Source organism: Cronobacter universalis NCTC 9529 (assembly GCF_001277175.1).
GTDB classification, from domain to species: domain Bacteria; phylum Pseudomonadota; class Gammaproteobacteria; order Enterobacterales; family Enterobacteriaceae; genus Cronobacter; species Cronobacter universalis.
Genome location: NZ_CP012257.1, coordinates 350,632 through 370,233 on the forward strand (window position 1 = coordinate 350,632; position 19,602 = coordinate 370,233).

The following is a 19,602-nucleotide window of genomic DNA, read 5'->3' on the forward strand; positions in this document are numbered from 1 at the left end:
CCTTATTGCTCCAGCATCTTAAGGGCTTTATCCAGCACCACGTCGCCTTTCATCATGCCGTAATCCATCATGTCGATAACGGCGACTTTTTTGCCCAGCGGATCGGCAATTTCCTGAAACTTGGGCTGTTCATATTTGACCTGCGGGCCAAGCAGTACGATGTCGGCGGTGCCGATAATATCTTTAAACTCCGCGACCGGAACGGCCTTAATAGCCACCTCGACGCCTTTTTTCTGGGCGGCGTCTTTCATCCGTTGAACCAGCATGCTGGTGGACATACCTGCGGCACAGCATAAAACGATATTTTTCATAATCCGCTCTCTGTGACTGTTGTTTCCTTGATATTTATCCCCCACCCCCGCTCCCAACAACCGCTTTGATGTGATTGTGTGTTACCCATCACAAAGAAAACCGCAAAAATGGAAACCGGTTTCCAAAGCCCGTTTACTTTGCTACCGGGCGAACATTAAGAGGCGGGGCGGCAGAGAGAGAGCATCAGGAGCCGCCCCGGCCAGCCATCCCAGGCCGGCAAGAGCAGAGTAAATCCACAGGCGTTGGCCATCAAACCGCAACTTTCCGTTTTGCGTAACATGCCGAAAGATATCGCCCGGTTTGCGTTTGGTTTCAGGCGTTTTGCGCGCTTCTTCCCAGATACCCATCCCAGTCTTTCCACACCGGCTGAAGCCCCCGCTGGATAAGACTGGCCGCGACCTCTTCCGGGCGACGTCCGTCATGGGGCGCGAACTGTTCCAGTTCGGTATGCCCGTCGGCGTAGCCGCCTGGCTGGGTGCGGGAAAACGCGCTGACGGCGTTGATCGCAATCGGCACCACGTTATCGCGAAAGTGCGGCGATTCGCGGGTGGAGAGCGACAGCTCGGCTTCCGGCGCAAACAGGCGAAAGGCGCAGATGAGCTGCACCAGCTGGCGTTCATCCATCACCGAGGCGGGCTGAATGCCGCCCGCGCAAGGGCGAAGACGCGGGAACGCCACAGAGTAGCGGCTCTGCCAGTAGCGCTGTTGCAGCCAGAGTAAATGCTCCGCCACCATATAGTTATCGGTGCGCCAGCAGTCAGACAGCCCGGTCAGCGCCCCAAGCCCGATGCGGTCGATGCCCGCGCGCCCGAGTCGGTCCGGCGTCTCCAGCCGCCAGAAAAAGTCCTGTTTATTGCCGCGCAGGTGGTGGCGGGCATAGACCGCTTCGTGATACGTCTCCTGATAAACCAGCACGCCGTCGAGCCCGAGCGCTTTCAGCTCGGCATACTCCGCCTGCCCGAGCGGCTGCACTTCCATTTGCAGCGACGCAAACTGGCGGCGGATCGCCGGAAGGTGACGGCGGAAATAATCCATGCCTACCTTATTCTGGTGCTCGCCGGTGACCAGCAGCAGATGCTCAAACCCCATCGCTTTAATTGCGGCGCACTCGCGCGCAATCTCCTCTTCGTCCAGCGTTTTGCGTTTGATGCGGTTGCTCATGGAGAAGCCGCAGTAGGTGCATTCGTTGGCGCAAAGATTAGAAAGATAAAGCGGCACATAAAAACTGACGGTGTTGCCAAAGCGCTGGCGGGTGAGTTGCTGCGCGCGCTGCGCCAGCGGTTCGAGATAATCCAGCGCGGCCGGGGAGAGCAGCGCCATCATATCTTCCCGGTCAGGATGCGCGGCGGCGAGCGCGCGCTCCACATCGCGTCCGGTTTTGCTGTGAATGCGCAGCCGGATATCATCCCAGTTCAGCGTGCGCCAGCGATCGGTAAAGGTGTTCATGCCTGCGCCTCCAGGAAACCGGTGAGCGGGCTGGTGGCCTGCGCCTGAAACGCGCGCGCGCCGAGCCCGGCTTCAAACCCGGTACGGCCCGCCTCGACAGCCAGGCGGAACGCGCGCGCCATCGCGACCGGATCGCGCGCCACGGCGATGGCCGTATTCACCAGCACCGCATCGGCGCCCATTTCCAGCGCCTCGGCGGCATGACTTGGCGCGCCGATACCCGCATCCACCACCACCGGCACGTTTGCCTGCGCGATGATAATTTCCAGCAGCGCCCGCGTCTGCAGCCCCTGATTGGAGCCAATCGGCGCGCCGAGCGGCATCACCGCCGCGCAGCCCGCCTCTTCGAGGCGCTTGCAGAGCACCGGATCCGCGCCGCAATAGGGCAATACCACAAACCCCTGCGCGACCAGTTTTTCCGCCGCCCGCAGCGTTTCTATCGGGTCCGGCAGCAGCCAGCGGGCGTCGGGATGGATCTCCAGTTTGATCCAGTGAGTGCCCAGCGCTTCACGGGCGAGCTGCGCAGCGAAGACCGCCTCTTCGGCGGTTTTGGCGCCGGATGTGTTTGGCAACAACGCCACGCCGGATGCCTGCAACGGCGCCAGCAGCGCATCGTCCCGGCGCAGCAGATCCACGCGCTTCATGGCGAGCGTCGCCATCTCGCTGCCGCTCTCACGTATCGCTTCCAGCATCAGCGACGGCGACGCGAATTTACCGGTGCCGGTAAACAGGCGTGATTGAAAGGTTTTATCCGCGATTCGTAACATCTTAGCCTCCTGCGATAACCTGAAACAGCAGCAGGCTGTCGCCTTCCTGCAGGGTGTAGTCGGGCCACTGGCTGCGCGGGAGAATGGTCTGATTGACCGCGAGCGCCGTACCGGGCCTGTCGAGTTTTAACTGCGCCAGCAGCTGCGCCGCGCTCAAGCCCTGGACGCATTGTATGGCTTCATCGTTGAGTTCAATGCGCATGCTTGCCTCCGCAAACCGGGCAGTCCGCCGCGCGCTGGAGCGTCAGGGTGCGCCACTGGCTGGCGCGGGCGTCGAAGAGGCGCAGCTCGCCCTGGTCGGGCCTGATGCCGCACAATAGCTTGATCGCCTCCAGCGCCTGAAGCGTGCCCATCAGGCCCACCACCGGGCCGAGCACGCCGGCGGTGAGGCAGTTACGCTCAGGCTCGCTGTCATCCGGCCACAGGCAGCGGTAGCAGCCATAATCAAAGGGCGGCGCGAAGGTGGCGATTTGTCCGCCCATGCCGACCGCGCTGGCGGTAATGAGCGGCGTGCCGTGCGCCACGCAGGCCGCGTTGATGGCTTGCCGGGTGGTCATGTTGTCGCTGCAATCCAGCACCAGATCGACGCTCTCGACCGCTTCGCGCAGCGCGTCGCCCTCAAGCCGTTCATTCAGCGCCACGCTGTTGATAGCCGGGTTGAGCGCCTGTAAACGACGCGCCGCCACCCGCGATTTCGGCTGTTCGATATCACTGACGTTAAACAGGATCTGCCGTTGGAGATTACTGAGGTGCACCGCGTCGTCATCGGCAAGCCATAGCGTGCCCACGCCTGCGCCTGCCAGATAGAGCGCGGCGGGCGAGCCGAGACCGCCAAGGCCGACAATCAACACGCGGCTTGCCAGCAGTTTTTGCTGGCCATCGATGGCGATATCCTCCAGCAGCAGCTGGCGGCTGTAACGCATAAAATCGGCGTCATTCATCGCCCACCCCCGCCAGTTCGAGTAACCGTTGCGTGGCACCGCGCCAGTCGGGCGCGTGCGTGATGGCGCTCACCACCGCGATACTGCCGACGCCGGTTTCCAGCACCGCGGGCGCGCGTTCAAGGCTGATGCCGCCGATGGCGACCGTCGGATAGTCGCCGAGCCGTTTTACGTGTGCCGCCAGTTGTGCAAGCCCTTGCGGCGCTGAGGGCATCTGTTTGGTCTGCGTGGGAAAGACGTGACCGAGCGCGATATAAGAGGGACGCACCGCCAGCGCCACGTCGATTTCCATATCGTCATGCGTGGAGACGCCAAGCCGCAGTCCGGCGTTGCGAATGGCGTTGAGATCGGCCGTTTCCAGATCTTCCTGCCCGAGATGAACGCCATAGGCCTGATGTTTTATCGCGAGACGCCAATAGTCGTTGATAAACAGCCGGGCGTGGCAGCGCTGTCCCAGCGCAATGGCGGCGGCGACATCGGCTTCCACCTCAGCATCGGTTTTATCCTTGATGCGCAACTGAAGCGTGCGCACGCCAGCCTCCAGCAAACGCGTGACCCACTCCACGCTGTCGACGACCGGATAAAGCCCGAGGCGGCGCGGTACGGGCGCGAACAGAGGCTCCATCACTCGACCTCCTCCTGGCGCAGATAAATATCGCCGCCGCGCGCCTGAAAGCGGTGGGACATCTCCGTCATGCCCGCGTCGATCGCCTGCTTCGCGGCGTAGTCGCGCACCTCCTGGGTGATTTTCATCGAGCAGAATTTCGGGCCGCACATGGAGCAGAAATGCGCGACTTTACCGGACTCCTGCGGCAGCGTTTCATCGTGGTAGGCGCGGGCGGTGAACGGATCGAGCGCCAGGTTGAACTGATCTTCCCAACGGAATTCAAAGCGCGCTTTCGACATGGCGTTGTCGCGGATCTGCGCCCCCGGATGCCCTTTGGCGAGATCGGCGGCGTGGGCGGCAATTTTGTAGGTGATGAGCCCCTGTTTCACATCTTCTTTATTTGGCAGGCCGAGGTGTTCTTTTGGCGTCACGTAACAGAGCATCGCGCAGCCGAACCAGCCAATCATCGCCGCGCCGATCCCGGAGGTGAAATGATCGTAGCCGGGCGCGATATCGGTCGTAAGCGGCCCGAGCGTGTAGAATGGCGCTTCATGACAGTGCTCCAGCTCTTCGGTCATATTGCGGCGGATCATCTGCATCGGCACATGGCCCGGGCCTTCTATCATGACCTGAACGTCATATTCCCACGCGATTTTCGTCAGTTCGCCGAGCGTGTGGAGTTCGGCGAATTGCGCCTCGTCGTTGGCGTCCTGAATGGAGCCGGGGCGCAGGCCGTCGCCAAGCGACAGCGAGACGTCATAGGCGGCGCAAATTTCGCAGATTTCGCGGAAATGCTCGTAGAGGAAGTTTTCACGGTGATGCGACAGGCACCATTTCGCCATGATCGAGCCGCCGCGCGAGACGATGCCCGTCAGACGGCCTGCGGTCATCGGCACATAGCGCAGCAGCACGCCCGCGTGAATGGTGAAGTAATCAACGCCCTGTTCGGCCTGCTCAAGCAGCGTGTCGCGGAACATCTCCCAGCTCAGATCTTCGGCGATCCCGTTAGCCTTCTCCAGCGCCTGGTAGATCGGCACCGTACCGATCGGCACCGGGCTGTTGCGCAGGATCCATTCGCGGGTTTCGTGGATATAGCGCCCGGTGGAAAGGTCCATCACGGTATCCGCGCCCCAGCGGGTCGCCCAGACCAGTTTTTCGACTTCCTCTTCGATAGACGACGTCACCGCCGAGTTGCCGATATTGGCGTTGACCTTCACCAGGAAGTTACGACCGATAATCATCGGCTCCGATTCCGGGTGATTGATGTTGGCAGGAATGATGGCGCGCCCGGCGGCGACTTCGTCACGCACGAACTCCGGCGTGATGTTCTCCGGCAGGCGCGCGCCAAAGCCGTGGCCCGGATGCTGCTGGCGCAGTACCGTCGTGCGAATGCGCTCGCGGCCCATATTTTCCCGGATAGCGATGAATTCCATTTCGGGCGTCACGATGCCCTGACGCGCGTAATGCAACTGGGTGACGCGCTGGCCCGCCTTTGCGCGCTTTGGCGTCAGCAGCCCGCGAAAGCGCAACTCATCCAGCCCGTCATCGGCCAGGCGCTCGCGGGTATACGCCGAACTGCGGGAATCCAGGGTTTCCGTGTCGTTACGCGCGTCTATCCAGGCGCTGCGTAATTTGGTCAACCCTTCGCGGACGTCGATACGCACCGCTGGATCGCCGTAAGGGCCTGAGGTGTCATAAACCGGCACCGGCTCGTTGGGCTCATAGCGCGGGTTCTCTTTGCTGCCGCCCGCAAGCGTCGGGCTCAGGCGGATTTCGCGCATCGGCACGCGGATATCCTCGCGTGAGCCGGTGAGATAGATGCGGTGAGAGTTGGGGAAAGCGGTGCCTTCCAGCGTGTCGATAAAGTGTTGTGCGGCGGCGCGCTGCTCGCGGCGGCCAGGTTTGTTTGATACAGACATAGCGCATTCCAGTTAACGGTCAGGAAGTGGCTTGTCAGAACAACGGAGGAGTAATGGCGTGCGCCCGCGCACCCTGGAGAGGGTCTCAGGGCGAAACGACACCCTGAGCGGGGCAAAATGGAATTACTCTTGTTCCCTTCGCAGGTCTTAACCTGATCAGGTTCCGCGGATCCCGAATTAACGGTCTCAGCCCGTGCTGTCGCACTGGGCACTCCGACAAGATAAACCCCGCAAAAGCGGCGGGGAGATAACTAAACTACTCGTTAATAGTGCCGAACTCAAGCCGGTCGGGCGAGACCTGCTTCGTCATTGGCGCTCTGGCCCAGGTTATTGTCATAAGCCAGCATGATGAGCTTATCTTCCAGCGCGAAGCGGGCGGCGAGCGCCTCGCCGATGCCGGAAAGCGCTTCCTGAAACTCCAGGCAGTTATCGTGATCGATGGCGCTTTCCAGGTGCGTGTCGTAGAAATCCATGATTTGCTGGGTATTGGATTCCAGCTGAGGATAAATTTGCGTGGCGGCGACCAGCGGGCTGGTGCCTTCCATTTCGCTGATGACGCGCTCGTAAATATTGAAATGACCGGCGGAGAGGTAATCCACCAGGCAATGACAGAAATCGTCCAGCGCCTGTTCATCAAGCGCAGTCATCGGCTCCTTGCCGGGTTTGATGCCGACCATCTTGTAATAGGTGACTAACAGATGGTTGCGGGCGCCAAGCCAACGATCAACTAACTCATTACTCCCACCAACGCGTTCCGTCAGACTTTTTAGCTGGTTTAGCATGATCGACTCCATGAGATATAAGATGTAAAAACGCAAATGACCCAAAATATGTAAGAACACTGTTAATAACGTGCCAGTGAAGCAGAGGTAGTGCAATCAATTATGGAACGTACCCTAGAAAATTTAGACCATGGCTGGTGGATAGTCAGCCATGAACAGAAATTATGGCTGCCAAAAGCGGAATTACCTTACGGCCAGGCCGCGGATTTTGGTCTTACGGGCGAAAAGGCGCTGCAAATCGGTATCTGGGAAGACGCGCCGGTATGGCTGGTGCTGCAAAAGCGCGAGGCGGAGATGGCCTCGGTGCGGCAGCTTATCGACCAGGACGCCGGGCTGTTCCAGCTGGCGGGACGGGGCGTACAGCTCGCCGAGTTTTACCGCTCGCATAAATATTGCGGCTACTGCGGCCATGAGATGCACCCGAGCAAAACGGAGTGGGCGATGCTCTGCGGGCACTGTCGCGAACGCTACTACCCGCAAATCGCGCCGTGCATCATCGTGGCTATCCGCCGTGACGATAAAATCCTTCTGGCGCAGCACACGCGACACCGCAATGGCGTTTACACCGTGCTGGCCGGGTTTGTCGAAGTGGGCGAAACGCTGGAACAGGCGGTGGCGCGCGAGGTGATGGAAGAGAGCAATATCCGCATCAAGAATCTGCGCTATGTGACGTCTCAGCCCTGGCCGTTCCCGCAATCGCTGATGACCGCGTTTACGGCGGACTACGACAGCGGGGACATCCGGATAGACACCAAAGAGCTTATCGACGCGGGCTGGTATCGCTACGACCAGCTGCCGCTACTGCCGGCGCCGGGTACCGTGGCCCGCCGCCTGATAGAAGATACGGTGGCGCGCTGCCGGGCAGACGATGAATGACGTGATACAATAGCAGCCTGTCGCTTGAGGAATAAGAAAAAATGACCGAACTGAAAAACGATCGTTACCTGCGCGCGCTGCAACGCCAGCCTGTGGACGTCACCCCGGTGTGGATGATGAGACAGGCGGGGCGTTATCTGCCGGAATATAAGGCCACCCGCGCGCAGGCGGGCGATTTTATGTCGCTTTGCAAAAACGCCGAGCTGGCGTGCGAAGTGACGCTACAGCCACTGCGTCGCTATCCGCTCGATGCGGCGATCCTCTTTTCGGACATTCTGACGATTCCGGATGCGATGGGGCTGGGGCTCTATTTTGAAGCGGGCGAAGGCCCACGCTTCACATCGACCATTACCAACAAAGCGGACGTTGAAAAACTGCCGGTGCCGGACCCGGAACAGGAACTGGGCTATGTCATGAACGCGGTGCGCACGATCCGCCGCGAGCTGAAAGGCGAAGTGCCGCTGATTGGCTTCTCCGGCAGTCCCTGGACGCTCGCCACTTATATGGTGGAAGGCGGCAGCAGCAAGGCGTTTACCGTCATCAAGAAAATGATGTATGCCGAGCCGCAGACGCTGCATTTGCTGCTCGATAAACTCGCGAAAAGCGTCACGCTCTATCTGAACGCGCAGATCCGCGCGGGCGCGCAGTCGGTGATGATTTTCGATACCTGGGGCGGCGTGCTGACCGGTCGCGACTACCAGCAGTTCTCACTGTATTACATGCATAAAATCGTCGACGGGCTGCTGCGCGAAAACGAAGGCCGACGCGTGCCGGTGACGCTGTTTACCAAAGGCGGCGGCCAGTGGCTGGAAGCGATAGCGGAGACCGGCTGTGACGCGCTGGGACTCGACTGGACGACCGATATCGCCGATGCGCGCCGTCGCGTGGGGCATAAGGTCGCGCTGCAGGGCAATATGGATCCATCGATGCTTTATGCGTCGCCTGCCCGTATCGAAGAGGAAGTGGCGTCTATACTTGCTGGTTTCGGCCACGGTGAAGGCCATGTGTTCAATCTGGGGCATGGTATTCATCAGGATGTGCCTCCGGAACATGCGGGGGCCTTCGTCGAGGCGGTTCACCGCTTATCGGCGCCTTATCACCTGTAAGGAGAAACTATGGATCTCGCGACGCTTCGCGCACAACAAATCGAACTGGCATCTAATGTGGTCCGCGAGGACCGGTTAAACGTCGACCCGCCGACGATAATCGGCGGGGCGGATGTCGGATTTGAGCAGGGCGGCGAAGTAACGCGAGCGGCGATGGTGCTCCTGAAGTATCCGTCTCTGGAACTGGTGGAGTACCAGGTGGCGCGCATTCCCACCACCATGCCGTATATCCCCGGTTTTCTGTCGTTTCGCGAATATCCGGCGCTGCTGACCGCCTGGGAAATGCTCTCCAGAAAGCCGGATTTGCTGTTTGTCGACGGGCACGGTATTTCGCATCCGCGACGTCTCGGCGTGGCGAGCCACTTCGGGATGCTGGTGGATGTGCCGACGATAGGCGTCGCTAAAAAGCGGCTGTGCGGTAAGTTTGAGCCGCTCAGCGACGAACCCGGCGCGGTTTCGCCGCTGATGGATAAAGGCGAGCAGCTGGCGTGGGTGTGGCGCAGTAAAGCGCGCTGCAATCCGCTGTTTGTCTCGACAGGGCATCGCGTCAGTATTGATACCGCGCTTGGCTGGGTGCAGCGCTGTACGAAAGGCTACCGGCTGCCCGAACCGACGCGCTGGGCGGATGCCGTGGCCTCCGGTCGTCCCGCCTTTCTACGATGGCAGGAAATTCAGGGGTGATTCAGGTACACTGCCGCTAATTTTCGGTCTGTGAGACGCCACTATGTTACAAAACCCTATTCATCTGCGGCTGGAAAAGCTGGAAGCCTGGCAGCATGTGACCTTCATGGCCTCGCTGTGCGAGCGGATGTACCCCAACTACGCCATGTTCTGCCAGCAGACCGGTTTCGGCGATGCGCAGCTGTATCGCCGCATTCTCGATCTCATCTGGGAAACGCTGACGGTCAAAGACGCCAAAGTGAATTTCGACAGCCAGCTCGAAAAGCTCGAAGAAGCGATTCCGGCGGCGGAAGATTATGATCTCTACGGCGTCTACCCGGCTATCGACGCCTGCGTCGCGCTGAGCGAGTTGGTGCATTCGCGCCTGAGCGGCGAGACGCTGGAGCACGCGATTGAAGTCAGCGAGACCTCCATCACGACCGTCGCCATGCTGGAGATGACCCAGGCGGGCCGTGAAATGACCGACGATGAGCTGAAAGCGAACCCGGCTGTAGAGCAGGAATGGGATATTCAGTGGGAAATTTTCCGTTTGCTGGCCGCCTGCGAAGAACGCGATATTGAGCTGATAAAAGGCCTGCGCGCAGACCTGCGCGAGGATGGAACCAGTAATATCGGTATAAATTTGCAGCAATGAGACAACAAAACGTGATTTACAGCCTGTTTTGTCTCACCTGAAGGCTTCCAATTAGCCCCCCGTCTGGTCTACATTTGGGAGGCGAAAAAAAGTGGCTATCGGTGCGTGTATGCAGGAGAGTGCTTTCAAGGCATTTCCGTCGCACTCGATGCTTAGCAAGCGATAAACACATTGTAAGGATAACTTATGAACAAGACTCAACTGATTGATGTAATTGCAGACAAGGCTGACCTGTCTAAAGCGCAAGCGAAAGCTGCTCTGGAATCCACTCTGGCTGCGATTACTGAGTCTCTGAAAGAAGGCGATGCTGTACAGCTGGTTGGTTTCGGTACCTTCAAAGTGAACCACCGCGCTGAGCGTACTGGCCGCAACCCGCAGACCGGTAAAGAAATCAAAATCGCTGCAGCTAACGTGCCGGCTTTCGTTTCTGGCAAAGCACTGAAAGACGCTGTTAAGTAAACCGCGTGGCAGTGAAAGGTTTTAACGAAGGGGCGAAATCGCCCCTTTTGTTTGGCTGGCGTATGCTGGCCCTGACGGGCGCGCTGTTCCTTTCCGCCTGTCGTTCCACCCCGGACATTCCCCCCTTTACCGCCAGCGGCTATCTGGCCGATGACGGCGTGGTGCGCCTGTGGCGTAAAGATAATAATGATGGCTCGGTCCACCTGCTGGCGGCATTCAGCCCCTGGTCTGGCGATAAGACCTCTGTGAGCGATTATCGCTGGCAGAACGACACGCTCACGTCCGTGGATTACCGGCTTGAAGGTAAACAGCCTGAACAGGTGAAAATTCGCTTTGACGATCGCGGCGGGCTGAGCTTTATGCAGCGTGACGTTAACGGGCAGAAACAGCAGCTTTCCAGCGATCAAATCGCGCTGTGGCAATATCGCGCCACGCAGATGCGCAATACCAGCGACGCGCTGCGCGCAGGACGCGTGGTGCTGCGCCAGGGGCGCTGGAACCCTGACGGCACGATAACGACCTGTGAAGGGCAGATGGCGCAGCCGGAGTTCGACAGAAGGGCGCAGGAGCGTCTCTCAGAGCGTCAGCGTCATGCGAAGGCGCGCGTCAGCGCCGCCTGGCTGGAGGCGCCGGAGGGCACACAGCTGTTGCTGGTGGCGAACGAAGATTTTTGCGCCTGGCAGCCGAAGCCCGACAGCTTCTGAGCCTCATAAAAAAAGCGACGGGATTAACCGTCGCTTTTGCGTTTAAGCCTTTGTAGCGTGCGCGCTTATTTCGCCTGCTCGCGCGCGATGGCGCGGTAGCCAATATCTTTACGGCAGAAGCAGTCATCCCAGTGAATATCTTCCGCTAAGCGGTAAGCGCGCGCCTGCGCCTGGGCAACGCTGTCGCCCAGCGCGGTGACGCACAGCACGCGCCCGCCGCTGGTGACGACGTGGTCGTCGTCGCGCAACGTCGTGCCGGCATGGAAGACTTTGCCATCGCCGTTCGCGATCTCTTCAATCGGCAGACCGTGGATCACATCACCCGTGCGGTAGTCGCCCGGATAGCCCCCAGCGGCCATGACGACGCCCAGCGACGGGCGCGGATCCCATCGCGATTTCACCGTATCGAGTTTGCCGTCGCAGGCGGCCAGGCAAAGCTCAACCAGATCGGACTGCAAACGCATCATGATCGGCTGCGTTTCCGGGTCGCCAAAGCGGCAGTTGAACTCGATAACCTTCGGGTTGCCCTGCTTGTCGATCATCAGACCTGCGTACAGGAAGCCGGTGTAGGTATTGCCTTCCGCCGCCATGCCGCGCACGGTTGGCCATATGATGCGTTCCATCGTGCGCTGGAAAACCTCATCGGTGACGACCGGTGCCGGGGAATAGGCGCCCATACCACCGGTGTTCAGGCCGGTGTCGCCATCGCCCACGCGTTTATGATCCTGGCTGGTGGCCATCGGCTCCACATGCTCGCCATCCACCATCACAATAAAGCTGGCCTCTTCGCCATCCAGGAACTCTTCGACGACGATGCGGTGGCCCGCGTCGCCAAACGCATTGCCCGCCAGCATGTCCAGCACCGCCGCTTCGGCTTCGGCAAGCGTCATCGCCACGATAACGCCTTTACCGGCCGCCAGGCCGTCGGCCTTGATAACAATCGGCGCGCCTTTTTCACGAATATACGCCAGCGCCGGTTCGGTCTCGGTAAAGTTCTGGTATTCCGCCGTCGGGATGCGATGGCGCGCCAGGAAATCTTTCGTGAAGGCTTTTGAGCCTTCGAGCTGCGCGGCGCCTTTGGTTGGCCCGAAGATTTTCAGGCCCGCGGCGCGAAACGCGTCCACCACGCCGATAACCAGCGGCGCTTCCGGCCCGACAATCGTCAGATCGATGTTTTCCGCCTGCGCAAAGCTCAGCAGCGCCGGAATGTCGGTCGGGCTGATGGCGACGTTTTGCAGCGCAGGCTCAAGCGCCGTACCGGCGTTGCCCGGTGCCACAAAAACGGTTTCAACCTGCGGCGACTGGACGGCTTTCCAGGCCAGCGCGTGCTCGCGCCCGCCGTTGCCAATAACTAATACTTTCATCGTAGCTCCGTGATTAATGGCGGAAATGGCGCATATCAGTGAAGATCATGGCGATGCCGTGTTCGTCGGCGGCGGCGATCACTTCGTCATCGCGAATCGAACCGCCCGGCTGGATAACACAGGTGATGCCCACGGCCGCGGCGGCGTCGATGCCGTCACGGAACGGGAAGAACGCGTCGGAGGCCATCGCCGAGCCTTTGACTTCCAGGCCTTCATCGCCAGCTTTGATACCCGCGATTTTAGCGGAATAGACGCGGCTCATCTGGCCGGCGCCAATGCCGATGGTCATGTTATCGCGCGCATAAACAATGGCGTTGGATTTCACGAATTTCGCCACTTTCCAGCAGAAGAGCGCGTCGCGCAGCTCCTGTTCGGTCGGCTGGCGTTTTGTCACTACACGCAGATCGGCTTCGGTCACCATGCCCAGATCGCGGTCCTGGACCAGCAGGCCGCCATTAACGCGTTTGAAATCGAGGCCCGGTACGCGAGAGTGCCATTCGCCGCACACCAGTACGCGCACGTTTTGCTTCGCGGCGGTGATTTTCAGGGCTTCTTCACTGGCAGATGGCGCAATGATGACTTCAACGAACTGGCGAGAAACGATCGCCTGCGCGGTTTCGGCATCCAGCTCGCGGTTAAAGGCGATGATGCCGCCAAAGGCGGACGTCGGGTCGGTTTTATAAGCGCGGTCATAGGCGTCGAGAATCGAGCTGCTGACGGCAACGCCGCACGGGTTGGCATGCTTCACAATCACGCAGGCCGGTTCGCTGAATTCCTTCACGCACTCCAGCGCGGCGTCGGTATCGGCGATGTTGTTATAAGAGAGCGCTTTACCCTGAGCCTGGCGGGCGGTCGCGACAGACGCTTCTTTAATTTCTTCTTCTATATAGAAGGCAGCCTGCTGATGGCTGTTCTCGCCGTAACGCATATCCTGCTTCTTAATAAAGTTCAGGTTGAGGGTGCGTGGGAAGCGGCCAGCAGGGGCAGTGGTTTCGCCATGATAAGCAGGCACCAGGCTGCCGAAGTAGTTGGCGATCATGCTGTCATACGCGGCCGTATGCTCGAAGGCTTTAATGGCGAGATCGAAACGCGTAGTAAAGGACAACGAGCCGTTATTCGCATCCAGCTCTTCAATAATAGCGGTGTAGTCGCTGCTCTTTACCACAATGGCGACATCTTTATGGTTCTTGGCGGCGGAGCGGACCATCGTCGGGCCGCCGATATCGATATTCTCAACCGCGTCTTCCAGCGTGCAGCCTTCGCGCGCGACCGTCTGCGCGAACGGGTAGAGGTTCACCACCACCATATCAATCGGGGAGATCGCATGCTGCGCCATGATCTCGTCGTCCTGGCCGCGACGACCCAGAATGCCGCCGTGGACTTTCGGGTGCAGGGTTTTGACGCGGCCGTCCATCATCTCCGGGAAGCCCGTGTAGTCGGAGACTTCCGTCACCGGCAGACCAGCTTCCGCCAGCAGCCGAGCCGTACCGCCCGTAGAGAGGAGCTCAACCCCACGCGTTGAGAGTGCGCGGGCGAAGTCGACGATACCGGCTTTGTCAGAAACGCTGAGCAGAGCGCGGCGTACAGGACGAGGTTGTTGCATGTATAAATCCCCTGGATTTGATCATTACAGAAGAGCGTTAGCGAAATTCCAGCCATTTTTTACTGAAATGTAGCTCACGCTCCTGAAAAAGCGTGCGTCGTAAACAGGGCTGCATTGTAGCGAAAACGTTTGCGTGGCGCTCGCGAAATTTCGGGGCGTGGTCGGTTTGTGGATAACTCTGTGTGCAAATGGGTATAAACCGGGGTTTTGCTGGGGAATGCAGCAGTCAGTCATTTTTATGCGATTTATGTGTTGCGGGCTCAGGAGAACTCCCTATAATGCGCCTCCATCGACACGGCGCTGATGACGAACATCACACAGCGACGGTGAGTCGGAAAGAGAAAAATCCTGAAATTAAGGGTTGACTCTGAAAGAGGAAAGCGTAATATACGCCACCTCGCGACAGCAGGCTGAATGCCGCGTCGCACCGCTCTTTAACAATTTATCAGACAATCTGTGTGGGCACTCGGGGCACTGATATCTTAACGTCTACGGACGATAAACGAATATCAAGTCTCAAGTGAACAACAGTTAATTCATTACGAACTAACAGTTTAATTCTTTGAGCATCAGACTTTTAATTGAAGAGTTTGATCATGGCTCAGATTGAACGCTGGCGGCAGGCCTAACACATGCAAGTCGAACGGTAACAGAGAGCAGCTTGCTGCTCTGCTGACGAGTGGCGGACGGGTGAGTAATGTCTGGGAAACTGCCTGATGGAGGGGGATAACTACTGGAAACGGTAGCTAATACCGCATAACGTCTTCGGACCAAAGTGGGGGACCTTCGGGCCTCATGCCATCAGATGTGCCCAGATGGGATTAGCTAGTAGGTGGGGTAACGGCTCACCTAGGCGACGATCCCTAGCTGGTCTGAGAGGATGACCAGCCACACTGGAACTGAGACACGGTCCAGACTCCTACGGGAGGCAGCAGTGGGGAATATTGCACAATGGGCGCAAGCCTGATGCAGCCATGCCGCGTGTATGAAGAAGGCCTTCGGGTTGTAAAGTACTTTCAGCGAGGAGGAAGGGATTGTGGTTAATAACCACAGTCATTGACGTTACTCGCAGAAGAAGCACCGGCTAACTCCGTGCCAGCAGCCGCGGTAATACGGAGGGTGCAAGCGTTAATCGGAATTACTGGGCGTAAAGCGCACGCAGGCGGTCTGTTAAGTCAGATGTGAAATCCCCGGGCTCAACCTGGGAACTGCATTTGAAACTGGCAGGCTTGAGTCTCGTAGAGGGGGGTAGAATTCCAGGTGTAGCGGTGAAATGCGTAGAGATCTGGAGGAATACCGGTGGCGAAGGCGGCCCCCTGGACGAAGACTGACGCTCAGGTGCGAAAGCGTGGGGAGCAAACAGGATTAGATACCCTGGTAGTCCACGCCGTAAACGATGTCGACTTGGAGGTTGTGCCCTTGAGGCGTGGCTTCCGGAGCTAACGCGTTAAGTCGACCGCCTGGGGAGTACGGCCGCAAGGTTAAAACTCAAATGAATTGACGGGGGCCCGCACAAGCGGTGGAGCATGTGGTTTAATTCGATGCAACGCGAAGAACCTTACCTGGTCTTGACATCCAGAGAATCCTGCAGAGATGCGGGAGTGCCTTCGGGAACTCTGAGACAGGTGCTGCATGGCTGTCGTCAGCTCGTGTTGTGAAATGTTGGGTTAAGTCCCGCAACGAGCGCAACCCTTATCCTTTGTTGCCAGCACGTGATGGTGGGAACTCAAAGGAGACTGCCGGTGATAAACCGGAGGAAGGTGGGGATGACGTCAAGTCATCATGGCCCTTACGACCAGGGCTACACACGTGCTACAATGGCGCATACAAAGAGAAGCGAACTCGCGAGAGCAAGCGGACCTCATAAAGTGCGTCGTAGTCCGGATTGGAGTCTGCAACTCGACTCCATGAAGTCGGAATCGCTAGTAATCGTGGATCAGAATGCCACGGTGAATACGTTCCCGGGCCTTGTACACACCGCCCGTCACACCATGGGAGTGGGTTGCAAAAGAAGTAGGTAGCTTAACCTTCGGGAGGGCGCTTACCACTTTGTGATTCATGACTGGGGTGAAGTCGTAACAAGGTAACCGTAGGGGAACCTGCGGTTGGATCACCTCCTTACCTGAAAGATACAACCTCGTAGTGCTCACACAGATTGTCTGATAGAAAGTAAAGAAGCAGGGTTGTCTGCGAAAGCGAAGTCCCTTTCGTCTAGAGGCCCAGGACACCGCCCTTTCACGGCGGTAACAGGGGTTCGAATCCCCTAAGGGACGCCACCTGCTGGTAATGAGTGAAAGGCGTTACCGATTAATATCTCAAAACTGACTGTAAAGTCACGTTTGAGATATTTGCTCTTTAACAATCCGGAACAAGCTGAAAATTGAAACAGACACGCTGTTGCATTCTTCCGTAAACAAGGAATGCGCGGTGTGTCAGAGTCTCTCAAACTCGCAGCGCGAAGACTTCTTCGGGTTGTGAGGTTAAGCGAACAAGCGTACACGGTGGATGCCCTGGCAGTCAGAGGCGATGAAGGACGTGCTAATCTGCGAAAAGCGCCGGTAAGGTGATATGAACCGTTATAACCGGCGATGTCCGAATGGGGAAACCCGGTGCACTTCGGTGCATCATCGTTTGATGAATACATAGTCAAACGAGGCGAACCGGGGGAACTGAAACATCTAAGTACCCCGAGGAAAAGAAATCAACCGAGATTCCCCCAGTAGCGGCGAGCGAACGGGGAACAGCCCAGAGCCTGAATCAGCGTGTGTGTCAGTGGAACGGTCTGGAAAGGCCGGCGATACAGGGTGACAGCCCCGTACACGAAGGCACACAGGTTGTGAGCTCGATGAGTAGGGCGGGACACGTGATATCCTGTCTGAAGATGGGGGGACCATCCTCCAAGGCTAAATACTCCTGACTGACCGATAGTGAACCAGTACCGTGAGGGAAAGGCGAAAAGAACCCCGGCGAGGGGAGTGAAACAGAACCTGAAACCGTGTACGTACAAGCAGTGGGAGCCTTCGTAAGAGGGTGACTGCGTACCTTTTGTATAATGGGTCAGCGACTTATATTCTGTAGCAAGGTTAACCGCATAGGGGAGCCGAAGGGAAACCGAGTCTTAATTGGGCGTTAAGTTGCAGGGTATAGACCCGAAACCCGGTGATCTAGCCATGGGCAGGTTGAAGGTTGGGTAACACTAACTGGAGGACCGAACCGACTAATGTTGAAAAATTAGCGGATGACCTGTGGCTGGGGGTGAAAGGCCAATCAAACCGGGAGATAGCTGGTTCTCCCCGAAAGCTATTTAGGTAGCGCCTCGTGAACTCATCTCCGGGGGTAGAGCACTGTTTCGGCTAGGGGGCCATCCCGGCTTACCAACCCGATGCAAACTGCGAATACCGGAGAATGTTATCACGGGAGACACACGGCGGGTGCTAACGTCCGTCGTGAAGAGGGAAACAACCCAGACCGCCAGCTAAGGTCCCAAAGTCATGGTTAAGTGGGAAACGATGTGGGAAGGCCCAGACAGCCAGGATGTTGGCTTAGAAGCAGCCATCATTTAAAGAAAGCGTAATAGCTCACTGGTCGAGTCGGCCTGCGCGGAAGATGTAACGGGGCTAAACCATGCACCGAAGCTGCGGCAGCGACACTATGTGTTGTTGGGTAGGGGAGCGTTCTGTAAGCCTGTGAAGGTGTGCTGTGAGGCATGCTGGAGGTATCAGAAGTGCGAATGCTGACATAAGTAACGATAAAGCGGGTGAAAAGCCCGCTCGCCGGAAGACCAAGGGTTCCTGTCCAACGTTAATCGGGGCAGGGTGAGTCGACCCCTAAGGCGAGGCCGAAAGGCGTAGTCGATGGGAAACAGGTTAATATTCCTGTACTTGGTGTTACTGCGAAGGGGGGACGGAGAAGGCTATGTCGGCCGGGCGACGGTTGTCCCGGTTTAAGCGTGTAGGCTGACTTTCCAGGCAAATCCGGAAAGTTAAGGCTGAGGCGTGATGACGAGGCACCACGGTGCTGAAGTGACAAATGCCCTGCTTCCAGGAAAAGCCTCTAAGCATCAGGTAACATCAAATCGTACCCCAAACCGACACAGGTGGTCAGGTAGAGAATACCAAGGCGCTTGAGAGAACTCGGGTGAAGGAACTAGGCAAAATGGTGCCGTAACTTCGGGAGAAGGCACGCTGACATGTAGGTGAAGCCCCTGCGGGTGGAGCTGAAGTCAGTCGAAGATACCAGCTGGCTGCAACTGTTTATTAAAAACACAGCACTGTGCAAACACGAAAGTGGACGTATACGGTGTGACGCCTGCCCGGTGCCGGAAGGTTAATTGATGGGGTTATCGCAAGAGAAGCTCCTGATCGAAGCCCCGGTAAACGGCGGCCGTAACTATAACGGTCCTAAGGTAGCGAAATTCCTTGTCGGGTAAGTTCCGACCTGCACGAATGGCGTAATGATGGCCAGGCTGTCTCCACCCGAGACTCAGTGAAATTGAACTCGCTGTGAAGATGCAGTGTACCCGCGGCAAGACGGAAAGACCCCGTGAACCTTTACTACAGCTTGACACTGAACATTGAGCCTTGATGTGTAGGATAGGTGGGAGGCTTTGAAGCGTGGACGCCAGTCTGCGTGGAGCCAACCTTGAAATACCACCCTTTAATGTTTGATGTTCTAACCTGGCGCCGTGATCCGGCGTGGGGACAGTGTCTGGTGGGTAGTTTGACTGGGGCGGTCTCCTCCCAAAGTGTAACGGAGGAGCACGAAGGTCAGCTAATCCTGGTCGGACATCAGGAGGTTAGTGCAATGGCATAAGCTGGCTTGACTGCGAGAGTGACGGCTCGAGCAGGTGCGAAAGCAGGTCATAGTGATCCGGTGGTTCTGTATGGAAGGGCCATCGCTCAACGGATAAAAGGTACTCCGGGGATAACAGGCTGATACCGCCCAAGAGTTCATATCGACGGCGGTGTTTGGCACCTCGATGTCGGCTCATCACATCCTGGGGCTGAAGTAGGTCCCAAGGGTATGGCTGTTCGCCATTTAAAGTGGTACGCGAGCTGGGTTTAGAACGTCGTGAGACAGTTCGGTCCCTATCTGCCGTGGGCGCTGGAGAATTGAGGGGGGCTGCTCCCAGTACGAGAGGACCGGAGTGGACGCATCACTGGTGTTCGGGTTGTCATGCCAATGGCACTGCCCGGTAGCTAAATGCGGAAGAGATAAGTGCTGAAAGCATCTAAGCACGAAACTTGCCCCGAGATGAGTTCTCCCTGACTCCTTGAGAGTCCTGAAGGAACGTTGAAGACGACGACGTTGATAGGCCGGGTGTGTAAGCGCAGCGATGCGTTGAGCTAACCGGTACTAATGAACCGTGAGGCTTAACCTTACAACGCCAAAGAAGTCTGGC

General features: G+C 57.9%; 16 protein-coding genes, 1 tRNA gene, 2 rRNA genes and 1 riboswitch. Of the genes, 9 read left to right on the forward strand and 10 right to left on the reverse strand.

The features are described from left to right. Positions 1 to 2: 2 nt before the first annotated feature. The 8 genes from AFK65_RS01620 to AFK65_RS01655 all read right to left on the reverse strand — a co-directional run bounded on the left by AFK65_RS01620 (position 3) and on the right by AFK65_RS01655 (position 6,774). Complete coding sequence (locus tag AFK65_RS01620; protein WP_007704698.1) at positions 3 to 311, reverse strand: PTS sugar transporter subunit IIB; 309 nt, start codon at positions 309 to 311, stop codon at positions 3 to 5. A 313-nt stretch (positions 312 to 624) separates the two neighbouring features. Beyond that, positions 625 to 1,758 carry a 2-iminoacetate synthase ThiH gene (thiH, locus tag AFK65_RS01625; protein WP_038858263.1) on the reverse strand — a complete coding sequence of 378 codons (1,134 nt, stop codon included), beginning with the start codon at positions 1,756 to 1,758 and terminating at the stop codon, positions 625 to 627. Then, positions 1,755 to 2,525 (reverse strand): thiazole synthase, encoded by a 771-nt coding sequence (gene thiG, locus AFK65_RS01630; RefSeq protein WP_038858262.1) that lies wholly within the window; start codon positions 2,523 to 2,525, stop codon positions 1,755 to 1,757. Before thiG ends, thiH begins: the two co-directional genes overlap by 4 nt. Position 2,526: 1 nt before the next feature. Further along, a complete protein-coding gene (gene thiS, locus AFK65_RS01635) occupies positions 2,527 to 2,727 on the reverse strand; it encodes a sulfur carrier protein ThiS (protein WP_007704710.1) in 201 nt (66 codons plus the stop codon). Further along, positions 2,717 to 3,466: a HesA/MoeB/ThiF family protein gene (locus tag AFK65_RS01640; protein ID WP_007704714.1), complete on the reverse strand. Its 750-nt coding sequence runs from the start codon at positions 3,464 to 3,466 to the stop codon at positions 2,717 to 2,719. Before AFK65_RS01640 ends, thiS begins: the two co-directional genes overlap by 11 nt. Beyond that, positions 3,459 to 4,091 (reverse strand): thiamine phosphate synthase, encoded by a 633-nt coding sequence (thiE, locus tag AFK65_RS01645; protein WP_369835011.1) that lies wholly within the window; start codon positions 4,089 to 4,091, stop codon positions 3,459 to 3,461. The genes AFK65_RS01640 and thiE overlap by 8 nt, the downstream gene beginning before the upstream one ends. Beyond that, positions 4,091 to 5,992 carry a phosphomethylpyrimidine synthase ThiC gene (gene thiC, locus AFK65_RS01650; protein ID WP_007704730.1) on the reverse strand — a complete coding sequence of 634 codons (1,902 nt, stop codon included), beginning with the start codon at positions 5,990 to 5,992 and terminating at the stop codon, positions 4,091 to 4,093. The genes thiE and thiC overlap by 1 nt, the downstream gene beginning before the upstream one ends. Positions 5,993 to 6,108: 116 nt before the next feature. Next, positions 6,109 to 6,218, reverse strand: a riboswitch (TPP riboswitch). 52 nt (positions 6,219 to 6,270) lie between these two features. Next, positions 6,271 to 6,774, reverse strand: a complete 504-nt coding sequence (locus AFK65_RS01655) for an Rsd/AlgQ family anti-sigma factor (RefSeq protein WP_007704733.1) — start codon at positions 6,772 to 6,774, stop codon at positions 6,271 to 6,273. 102 nt (positions 6,775 to 6,876) lie between these two features. Between AFK65_RS01655 and nudC the strand changes: the two genes are divergently transcribed. The 6 genes from nudC (at position 6,877) to AFK65_RS01685 (ending at position 11,234) form a co-directional block, all read left to right on the forward strand. Continuing rightward, positions 6,877 to 7,650, forward strand: coding sequence for an NAD(+) diphosphatase (gene nudC, locus AFK65_RS01660; protein ID WP_007704735.1), 774 nt, complete (start codon positions 6,877 to 6,879; stop codon positions 7,648 to 7,650). Between the two features lie 41 nt (positions 7,651 to 7,691). Continuing rightward, the gene (hemE, locus tag AFK65_RS01665; protein ID WP_038858259.1) at positions 7,692 to 8,756 is read left to right on the forward strand and encodes a uroporphyrinogen decarboxylase; all 1,065 of its coding nucleotides are present in this window, start codon (positions 7,692 to 7,694) and stop codon (positions 8,754 to 8,756) included. A 9-nt stretch (positions 8,757 to 8,765) separates the two neighbouring features. Continuing rightward, positions 8,766 to 9,437: a deoxyribonuclease V gene (nfi, locus tag AFK65_RS01670; RefSeq protein ID WP_007704740.1), complete on the forward strand. Its 672-nt coding sequence runs from the start codon at positions 8,766 to 8,768 to the stop codon at positions 9,435 to 9,437. A gap of 43 nt (positions 9,438 to 9,480) precedes the next feature. After that, complete coding sequence (locus tag AFK65_RS01675; protein ID WP_004388099.1) at positions 9,481 to 10,071, forward strand: YjaG family protein; 591 nt, start codon at positions 9,481 to 9,483, stop codon at positions 10,069 to 10,071. Between the two features lie 186 nt (positions 10,072 to 10,257). Next, positions 10,258 to 10,530, forward strand: coding sequence for a nucleoid-associated protein HU-alpha (gene hupA / locus AFK65_RS01680; protein ID WP_002884342.1), 273 nt, complete (start codon positions 10,258 to 10,260; stop codon positions 10,528 to 10,530). A gap of 5 nt (positions 10,531 to 10,535) precedes the next feature. Continuing rightward, the gene (locus tag AFK65_RS01685; RefSeq protein ID WP_007704743.1) at positions 10,536 to 11,234 is read left to right on the forward strand and encodes a DUF1481 domain-containing protein; all 699 of its coding nucleotides are present in this window, start codon (positions 10,536 to 10,538) and stop codon (positions 11,232 to 11,234) included. Between the two features lie 65 nt (positions 11,235 to 11,299). Here the strand turns inward: AFK65_RS01685 and purD are convergent, their stop codons facing one another. Continuing rightward, positions 11,300 to 12,598: a phosphoribosylamine--glycine ligase gene (purD, locus tag AFK65_RS01690; RefSeq protein WP_007704746.1), complete on the reverse strand. Its 1,299-nt coding sequence runs from the start codon at positions 12,596 to 12,598 to the stop codon at positions 11,300 to 11,302. Positions 12,599 to 12,611: 13 nt separating this feature from the next. Further along, a complete protein-coding gene (gene purH, locus AFK65_RS01695; RefSeq protein WP_007704748.1) occupies positions 12,612 to 14,201 on the reverse strand; it encodes a bifunctional phosphoribosylaminoimidazolecarboxamide formyltransferase/IMP cyclohydrolase in 1,590 nt (529 codons plus the stop codon). Between the two features lie 578 nt (positions 14,202 to 14,779). Between purH and AFK65_RS01700 the strand changes: the two genes are divergently transcribed. From AFK65_RS01700 to AFK65_RS01710, 3 genes are all read left to right on the forward strand, one after another. Next, positions 14,780 to 16,322, forward strand: a 16S ribosomal RNA gene (locus AFK65_RS01700). Between the two features lie 79 nt (positions 16,323 to 16,401). Continuing rightward, positions 16,402 to 16,477: transfer RNA gene (locus AFK65_RS01705), tRNA-Glu, on the forward strand. A gap of 202 nt (positions 16,478 to 16,679) precedes the next feature. Next, a 23S ribosomal RNA gene (locus AFK65_RS01710) occupies positions 16,680 to 19,581 on the forward strand. Together the 16S and 23S rRNA genes with 1 tRNA gene alongside form the textbook arrangement of a ribosomal RNA operon. The last annotated feature ends 21 nt before the right edge of the window (positions 19,582 to 19,602 follow it).

What these genes read in the sequence shown, in the direction of transcription:
- AFK65_RS01620 (WP_007704698.1), bottom strand. Translation starts at nt 311, where the DNA reads ATGAAAAATATCGTTTTATGCTGTGCCGCAGGTATGTCCACCAGCATG.
- thiH (WP_038858263.1), bottom strand. Translation starts at nt 1,758, where the DNA reads ATGAACACCTTTACCGATCGCTGGCGCACGCTGAACTGGGATGATATC.
- thiG (WP_038858262.1), bottom strand. Translation starts at nt 2,525, where the DNA reads ATGTTACGAATCGCGGATAAAACCTTTCAATCACGCCTGTTTACCGGC.
- thiS (WP_007704710.1), bottom strand. Translation starts at nt 2,727, where the DNA reads ATGCGCATTGAACTCAACGATGAAGCCATACAATGCGTCCAGGGCTTG.
- AFK65_RS01640 (WP_007704714.1), bottom strand. Translation starts at nt 3,466, where the DNA reads ATGAATGACGCCGATTTTATGCGTTACAGCCGCCAGCTGCTGCTGGAG.
- thiE (WP_369835011.1), bottom strand. Translation starts at nt 4,091, where the DNA reads ATGGAGCCTCTGTTCGCGCCCGTACCGCGCCGCCTCGGGCTTTATCCG.
- thiC (WP_007704730.1), bottom strand. Translation starts at nt 5,992, where the DNA reads ATGTCTGTATCAAACAAACCTGGCCGCCGCGAGCAGCGCGCCGCCGCA.
- AFK65_RS01655 (WP_007704733.1), bottom strand. Translation starts at nt 6,774, where the DNA reads ATGCTAAACCAGCTAAAAAGTCTGACGGAACGCGTTGGTGGGAGTAAT.
- nudC (WP_007704735.1), top strand. Translation starts at nt 6,877, where the DNA reads ATGGAACGTACCCTAGAAAATTTAGACCATGGCTGGTGGATAGTCAGC.
- hemE (WP_038858259.1), top strand. Translation starts at nt 7,692, where the DNA reads ATGACCGAACTGAAAAACGATCGTTACCTGCGCGCGCTGCAACGCCAG.
- nfi (WP_007704740.1), top strand. Translation starts at nt 8,766, where the DNA reads ATGGATCTCGCGACGCTTCGCGCACAACAAATCGAACTGGCATCTAAT.
- AFK65_RS01675 (WP_004388099.1), top strand. Translation starts at nt 9,481, where the DNA reads ATGTTACAAAACCCTATTCATCTGCGGCTGGAAAAGCTGGAAGCCTGG.
- hupA (WP_002884342.1), top strand. Translation starts at nt 10,258, where the DNA reads ATGAACAAGACTCAACTGATTGATGTAATTGCAGACAAGGCTGACCTG.
- purD (WP_007704746.1), bottom strand. Translation starts at nt 12,598, where the DNA reads ATGAAAGTATTAGTTATTGGCAACGGCGGGCGCGAGCACGCGCTGGCC.
- purH (WP_007704748.1), bottom strand. Translation starts at nt 14,201, where the DNA reads ATGCAACAACCTCGTCCTGTACGCCGCGCTCTGCTCAGCGTTTCTGAC.